Origin of the sequence: Pseudomonas sp. (assembly GCF_049645325.1) — a bacterium.
GTDB lineage: Bacteria > Pseudomonadota > Gammaproteobacteria > Pseudomonadales > Pseudomonadaceae > Aquipseudomonas.
In genome coordinates this window covers 1-7,023 of sequence record NZ_JBARTQ010000146.1, presented here as the reverse complement: position 1 = coordinate 7,023, position 7,023 = coordinate 1, and the positions used below count along the sequence as shown (strand labels likewise).

Here is a 7,023-nt window from a genome sequence, read left to right as displayed (position 1 = left end):
GGGCTGCGAAGCGGCCCCAAACCAGGCGACCTGGTTCTATCTGGAACTCGGCGGAGTCTTTGTTGGGGCCGCTTCGCAGCCCTGCGCGGCGCAAGCCCGCTCACTACAGGGAGATTTTTCAGCCTTGAAAGTTGTGTAGATACTTATGCTCATCGCGGGCAAGCCCGGCTCCCACAGTTGACCGAGTTGTCTGTAGGAGAAGGTAATCGAATGTGGGCGCTGGCTTGCCTGCGATGAAGTCGACTCGGTGCAATTGACTACCGCCGATTCGCCCACCGCAACCGCAACCACTCCAAATCTTCCGGCCGGGTCACCTTGATATTGTCCGAGCGCCCTTCGATCAGGCGCGGCGCCTGGCCGGACCATTCCATGGCCGAGGCTTCGTCGGTGATCACCGCATCGGCCACCAGGCTGTCGGCCAAGGCGCGGTGCAAAGCGCCCAGGCGGAACATCTGCGGGGTGTAGGCTTGCCAGATCAGGCTGCGATCGATGGTTTCGACCACTCGACCGTGCTTGTCGACGCGTTTGAGGGTGTCGCGAGCCGGCACAGCGAGCAGGCCGCCCACCGGGTCATCCGCCAGCTCGGCCAACAGTGTGTCGAGATCATCACGGCTCAAGTTGGGCCGTGCCGCATCGTGCACCAGTACCCAGTCATCATCACTGGCACCCAGGGCATTGAGTTGCAGCAACGCATTGAGTACCGAACCCGAGCGCTCGTCGCCGCCGTCGGCACGCACGATACGTGGGTCGCTGGCACACGGCAGGTTCGGCCAATAGGGATCATCTACAGCAAGACTGACCACCAGCCCCTTGAGGCCCGGATGATCGAGAAAACAGCCGAGGCTGTGTTCGAGAATAGTGCGCCCGCCCAGTTGCAAATACTGCTTGGGACGGTCTGCGGCCATACGGGCACCGATGCCCGCGGCAGGAATCACGGCCCAGAAGGCCGGTAAATCGTTGCTCATTGGGCCAACTGGTAGAGGGTTTCGCCCTCCTTGACCATGCCCAACTCATGACGAGCCCGCTCTTCAACGGTCTCCGTACCCTTTTTCAACTCAAGCACTTCAGCGTCAAGGACGCGGTTACGCTCCAGCAGGATTTCGTTTTCGGCGTGCTGGTCGGCAATTTGCTGGGTCAGCTCTTTCACCTGCGCAAAACTGCCATTACCGACCCATAGGCGGTACTGCAGGCCAGCCAGCAACAAGAGCAAGACGAGGAACAACCAATTGGGACTGCGCATCGAAATCCGGGTATCCAGTAAAAAAAGACAGCCATGCAAAACTTTTGCAGCAACTAATAGCACGAAGCCTGGAAGAACCAGGCTTGTGCTTGATAGCCATCAGATTAGCGTCGAAATTCACACTGTCGTGTTTTTTCCTACGCAACCCGTCGACTTTTTACCATGCCTTACCATCAAGTAGCGATCAGCCGCGAAACTCGCTGCGACCGTTGTACTTGGCTTTACCCGCCAGTTGCTCTTCGATACGCAGCAATTGGTTGTACTTGGAAACGCGGTCGGAGCGGCACAGGGAACCGGTCTTGATCTGCCCAGCCGAAGTGCCCACGGCCAGGTCGGCAATGGTCGAATCTTCGGTTTCGCCGGAGCGGTGGGAGATCACGGCGGTGTAGCCCGCAGCCTTGGCCATCTGGATGGCTTCCAGGGTTTCGGTCAGGGTGCCGATCTGGTTGAACTTGATCAGGATCGAGTTGGCGATCTTTTTGTCGATGCCTTCTTTCAGGATCTTGGTGTTGGTCACGAACAGGTCGTCGCCCACCAGCTGGATTTTCTCGCCGATCTTGTCGGTGAGGACTTTCCAGCCTGCCCAGTCGGACTCGTCCAGGCCATCTTCAACGGAGATGATCGGGTAGCGTTCGCACAGGCCTTTGAGGTAGTCAGCAAAACCTTCGGAGGTGAACACGTGACCTTCACCGGCCAGGTTGTACTTGCCGTCTTCGTAGAATTCGCTGGCCGCGCAGTCCAGGGCCAGGGTCACGTCGGTGCCCAGCTTGTAGCCAGCGTTGGCCACGGCTTCGGAGATCACTTTGAGTGCATCTTCGTTGGACGCCAGGTTCGGTGCAAAACCACCTTCGTCACCCACCGCAGTGCTCAGGCCACGGGCCTTCAGCACAGCCTTGAGGTGATGGAAAATCTCGGTGCCCATGCGCAGGCCTTCGGAGAAGGTCTTGGCGCCCACCGGCTGCACCATGAATTCCTGGATGTCGACGTTGTTATCAGCGTGCTCGCCACCGTTGATGATGTTCATCATCGGCACCGGCATCGAGTACACACCCGGCGTGCCGTTCAGGTTGGCGATGTGGGCGTACAGCGGCAGGTCCTGGTCCTGTGCAGCGGCCTTGGCAGCGGCCAGGGACACGGCGAGGATCGCGTTGGCGCCCAGGCTGCCTTTGTTTTCGGTGCCGTCGAGCTTGATCATCGCGTGGTCCAGGGCTTTCTGGTCCAGCGGGTCCTTGCCCAGCAACAGGTCACGGATCGGGCCGTTGATGTTGGCTACAGCCTTGAGTACACCTTTGCCCAGGTAACGGCTCTTGTCGCCATCACGCAGTTCCAGCGCTTCGCGCGAACCGGTAGAAGCACCGGACGGCGCGCAGGCGCTGCCGATGATGCCGTTATCGAGAAGCACGTCGGCTTCGACGGTGGGGTTGCCACGGGAGTCGAGAACTTCACGACCTTTGATGTCGACGATTTTTGCCATTGTTGTAAACACTCCAAAGTTGACGAAAACGACGCAGCTGAAGGGAATCTTTTGACCGACCGCAAGGGTGGAACAACGGGGCAGGCTTGCAGGCGACAAGGCTCAGGCCCGCGGGCCTGAGCATAAAGCGTGGGAAAGTCTACCGGAGAAACGGCTGTTACGCGGTCTCTACCGTCGGAAAACTCTTGACCAGTTCGTCCAACTGCTTGAGCTGGGCCAGGAATGGCTCCAGCTTGTCCAGGCGCAGGGCGCAGGGACCGTCGCACTTGGCGTTGTCCGGGTCTGGGTGAGCTTCCAGGAACAGGCCGGCCAGGGACTGGCTGAGGCCCGCCTTGGCCAAATCCAACACCTGGGCACGCCGCCCGCCAGCGGAATCGGCGCGACCACCGGGCATTTGCAGCGCGTGGGTCACGTCGAAGAACACCGGGTATTCGAACTGTTTCATGATGCCGAAACCGAGCATGTCCACCACGAGGTTGTTGTAGCCGAAGCTCGAACCGCGCTCGCAGAGGATCAACTGGTCGTTACCCGCTTCCACGCACTTGTTCAGGATGTGTTTCATTTCCTGGGGCGCGAGGAACTGGGCTTTCTTGATATTGATCACAGCGCCGGTCTTGGCCATCGCAACGACCAGATCGGTCTGGCGCGACAGGAAGGCCGGCAACTGGATGATGTCGCACACCTCGGCGACCACGGCAGCCTGTTCAGGCTCGTGGACGTCGGTGATGATCGGCACGCCGAAGGCTTGCTTGATGTCCTGGAAGATCCGCATGCCTTCTTCAAGGCCCGGGCCGCGATAGGAGGTCACGGACGAACGGTTGGCCTTGTCGAAGCTGGCCTTGAACACGTAAGGGATACCCAGTTTCTGGGTAACCTTGACGTACTCTTCACAGACCTGCATCGCCATGTCGCGGCTTTCCAGCACGTTCATGCCGCCAAACAGCACCATGGGCTTGTCGTTGGCAATCTCGATGTCGCCTACGCGAATGATCTTCTGGGCCATCAGGTTTACGCCTTCTTCTGATGTTGCGTCAGTGCTGCTTTAACGAAACCGGTGAACAACGGGTGACCGTCGCGCGGCGTCGAGGTGAACTCAGGGTGGAACTGGCAAGCCACGAACCACGGATGATCCGGCGCCTCGACCACTTCAACCAGCTTGCCGTCACCGGAGCGACCGGAGATTTTCAGGCCGGCGGCTTTGATCTGCGGCAGCAGGTTGTTGTTCACTTCGTAGCGGTGACGGTGACGCTCGACGATCACGTCCTTGCCGTAGCAATCGTGAACCAGCGAGCCCGACTCCAGCAGGCAGTCCTGCGCGCCAAGGCGCATGGTGCCGCCCAGGTCCGAGGTTTCGGTACGGGTTTCAACGGCGCCGGTGGCATCTTCCCACTCGGTGATCAGGCCCACGACCGGATGGCCGCTGGTGTGGTCGAACTCGGTGGAGTTGGCGTCTTTCCAGCCCAGCACGTTACGGGCAAACTCGATAACGGCCACTTGCATGCCCAGGCAGATGCCCAGGTATGGAACCTTGTTTTCACGCGCATATTGCACGGCGGTGATCTTGCCTTCCACGCCACGCAGGCCGAAACCGCCTGGAACGAGGATCGCGTCAACGCCTTCGAGCAAGGCAGTGCCCTGGTTCTCGATGTCTTCGGAATCGATGTAGCGCAGGTTGACCTTGGTACGGTTGCTGATACCGGCGTGGCTCATCGCTTCGATCAGCGACTTGTACGCGTCCAGCAGTTCCATGTACTTGCCGACCATGGCGATGGTGACTTCGTGCTCAGGGTTGAGCTTGGCGTCGACCACCGCTTCCCACTCGGACAGGTCCGCGCCGTTGCACTGCAGGCCGAAACGCTCGACCACAAAATCATCCAGGCCTTGCGAATGCAGGATGCCCGGGATCTTGTAGATGGTGTCGGCGTCTTCCAGGGCAATCACCGCACGTTCTTCAACGTTGGTGAACTGCGCGATCTTGCGACGCGAGGAAATGTCGATCGGGTGATCGGAGCGGCACACCAGCACGTCCGGCTGCAGGCCGATGGAACGCAGTTCCTTGACCGAGTGCTGGGTAGGCTTGGTTTTGGTTTCGCCGGCGGTGGCGATGTACGGCACCAACGTCAGGTGCATCAGCATCGCGCGCTTGGCGCCGACTTCGAAACGCAATTGGCGGATGGCTTCGAGGAACGGTTGGGATTCGATGTCACCCACGGTGCCACCGATCTCGACCATTGCGACGTCGGCATCGCCTGCACCCTTGATGATGCGGCGCTTGATTTCGTCGGTGATGTGCGGGATCACCTGGATGGTTGCACCCAGGTAGTCACCACGGCGCTCCTTGCGCAGCACGTGCTCGTAGACACGGCCAGTGGTGAAGTTGTTGTTCTGGGTCATGGTCGTGCGGATGAACCGCTCGTAGTGGCCCAGGTCCAGGTCGGTCTCGGCGCCGTCGTGTGTGACGAACACTTCACCGTGCTGGAACGGGCTCATGGTGCCCGGGTCAACGTTGATGTACGGGTCCAGCTTGAGCATGGTGACCTTAAGTCCCCGCGCCTCCAGGATGGCCGCCAATGAAGCGGAGGCAATGCCTTTCCCCAATGAAGAAACAACACCGCCCGTGACGAATATGTAGCGCGTCATGAAAAACCCTAGAAGTCTGCGTTAAAGCGGTCCGAGCCGCCGGGGAAAGCGAAGGAAGGCCGAAGCCCCCGATCACCTGCATTAATCACAGTGCACCTTTCAAAAAAACCGCCGCGTGGTGACAGACCAGCAATGAAACACCGGTACGTTGATCGCTACACATTTTTTGGAATCGCCCAGCAAAGACTGCTTGGTAATCGGCAACGACTGCGATTCAGGCGAATCCACAGAAGTTGTATCAAGAAGGGAGCGTAGTCTACCGGAAAGGCTCTATCAGCTCAAACCTTGATCGCAGGTCTGTGGCATCCAATGTAATTGCCAGCCATCCGACGCACTGTGCCACAGCCCCGCAAGGGTTGGGACAGCCAGCAATTGCTCGCCCTGATAGAGCAGCGGCAATCTGCCACGCATGAACCCCGGCAGCGCACTTTCGTTAAGCAGGCGCTTCAGGTCGCGCCGGCCTCGACCTGGCACTTCGATGATTTCGCCGCCCTGGCGATACCGGACCACCAATGGACCTGCGGGCACCTCGCCGATCAATCTCAACTGACCATTGCCGGGTAACTCTAGTGGGCTTTCGGGCTGGGACCAGCTCACCGGCGCGTCGGAAATGTCCGAACAAATGGAAGGCAGCCACCAGATGCGGTCGCCACAACGATGCAGTTGGCCGTCGGTAAGGCGCCACAGTGGTTGCGCGTCACCCTTGGCATCACGCAGGGAATGCCAACCGGCCCAGTGGTCGCTGTCGGGTAAGCGCGTCAGTGGTGTGAGCCAGTGGCGCAGGACGTTGCGTTGGCGGGCGTCGGAAAGCTCGCGTAATGGAGCCAGGGCCAATGACGGCAGCGTGAGCCAGGGAAACGGCGACGGTTGATCCGCGTCCTGCAGATCCATGGCTGCCAACTCATCGAGCAAGCCCTGGGCTTCGCTCAAGTGCTCGGCAGTACGGGCCAGACTGGCGACGGCTTGCGGCCAGCGCTCGGTCAGCAGCGGGAATACTCGATGGCGCAGGTAATTGCGCGAGAACCGGGAGTCGGCGTTGGAAGGGTCTTCGATCCACTGCAACTGATGCGCGTGGGCATAGGCTTGCAGCTCAGTACGCGAGACATCCAGCAAAGGCCGCACCAAATACCCACCCGCCAAAGGGCGATGCACAGGCATGGCCGCCAACCCTCGCACGCCTGCTCCGCGCAGCAGGCGAAACAACAGTGTTTCGGCCTGATCGTCGCGATGCTGGCCGGTGAGCATCACCTGCCCTGCCCCAGTCACCTCGGTAAATGCCTGGTAACGTGCATCGCGTGCTGCGCGCTCAAGGCTGGCGCCCGACTGCACATGCACACGCATCACCCGCAAGGGCACGCCCAGACGGTCACATACCGACTGGCAATGACTGGGCCAGGCGTCAGCGGCCGCTTGCAGGCCATGGTGGACATGCACTGCGCTGAGTGGCGGGAGGGTTTCGGTTTTTGCCAGCGAGGCCAGGAGGTGCAGCAGGACGGTGGAATCGAGCCCGCCAGAGAAGGCGATATGCCAGACCGGGGCGTTGCGCCACGGGGCCAGGGTTTGCAGGAGTTTGGCGGTTAGAGCCGGCTTCATAGCAAAGTACCGCCATCAATCTGGAATGCGATAACCCAGCATACACAAAGCAAATGTGGGAGCGGGCTTGCTCGCG

At 60.1% G+C, this 7,023-nt stretch carries 6 protein-coding genes; all 6 read right to left on the bottom strand.

Annotated elements, in window-relative coordinates; genetic code table 11:
- Positions 1 to 257: 257 nt before the first annotated feature.
- Positions 258 to 965: a 2-C-methyl-D-erythritol 4-phosphate cytidylyltransferase gene (ispD, locus tag WBB95_RS06395; RefSeq protein ID WP_424486796.1), complete on the bottom strand. Its 708-nt coding sequence runs from the start codon at positions 963 to 965 to the stop codon at positions 258 to 260.
- Positions 962 to 1,240 (bottom strand): cell division protein FtsB, encoded by a 279-nt coding sequence (ftsB, locus tag WBB95_RS06390; protein ID WP_058412406.1) that lies wholly within the window; start codon positions 1,238 to 1,240, stop codon positions 962 to 964. The genes ispD and ftsB overlap by 4 nt, the downstream gene beginning before the upstream one ends.
- A gap of 184 nt (positions 1,241 to 1,424) precedes the next feature.
- Positions 1,425 to 2,714: a phosphopyruvate hydratase gene (eno, locus tag WBB95_RS06385; RefSeq protein ID WP_424486795.1), complete on the bottom strand. Its 1,290-nt coding sequence runs from the start codon at positions 2,712 to 2,714 to the stop codon at positions 1,425 to 1,427.
- Positions 2,715 to 2,871: 157 nt separating this feature from the next.
- Positions 2,872 to 3,717: a 3-deoxy-8-phosphooctulonate synthase gene (kdsA, locus tag WBB95_RS06380; protein ID WP_003172292.1), complete on the bottom strand. Its 846-nt coding sequence runs from the start codon at positions 3,715 to 3,717 to the stop codon at positions 2,872 to 2,874.
- A 5-nt stretch (positions 3,718 to 3,722) separates the two neighbouring features.
- Entirely contained in the window at positions 3,723 to 5,354 is a 1,632-nt protein-coding gene (locus WBB95_RS06375; protein ID WP_424486794.1) for a CTP synthase, read from the bottom strand.
- Between the two features lie 273 nt (positions 5,355 to 5,627).
- Positions 5,628 to 6,947 carry a tRNA lysidine(34) synthetase TilS gene (tilS, locus tag WBB95_RS06370; protein ID WP_424486793.1) on the bottom strand — a complete coding sequence of 440 codons (1,320 nt, stop codon included), beginning with the start codon at positions 6,945 to 6,947 and terminating at the stop codon, positions 5,628 to 5,630.
- Positions 6,948 to 7,023: the final 76 nt, after the last annotated feature.

Excerpts from the sequence above, each read along its gene's own strand:
- tilS (WP_424486793.1), bottom strand. The coding sequence starts at position 6,947 with ATGAAGCCGGCTCTAACCGCCAAACTCCTGCAAACCCTGGCCCCGTGG.
- ispD (WP_424486796.1), bottom strand. The coding sequence starts at position 965 with ATGAGCAACGATTTACCGGCCTTCTGGGCCGTGATTCCTGCCGCGGGC.
- kdsA (WP_003172292.1), bottom strand. The coding sequence starts at position 3,717 with ATGGCCCAGAAGATCATTCGCGTAGGCGACATCGAGATTGCCAACGAC.
- ftsB (WP_058412406.1), bottom strand. The coding sequence starts at position 1,240 with ATGCGCAGTCCCAATTGGTTGTTCCTCGTCTTGCTCTTGTTGCTGGCT.
- eno (WP_424486795.1), bottom strand. The coding sequence starts at position 2,714 with ATGGCAAAAATCGTCGACATCAAAGGTCGTGAAGTTCTCGACTCCCGT.
- WBB95_RS06375 (WP_424486794.1), bottom strand. The coding sequence starts at position 5,354 with ATGACGCGCTACATATTCGTCACGGGCGGTGTTGTTTCTTCATTGGGG.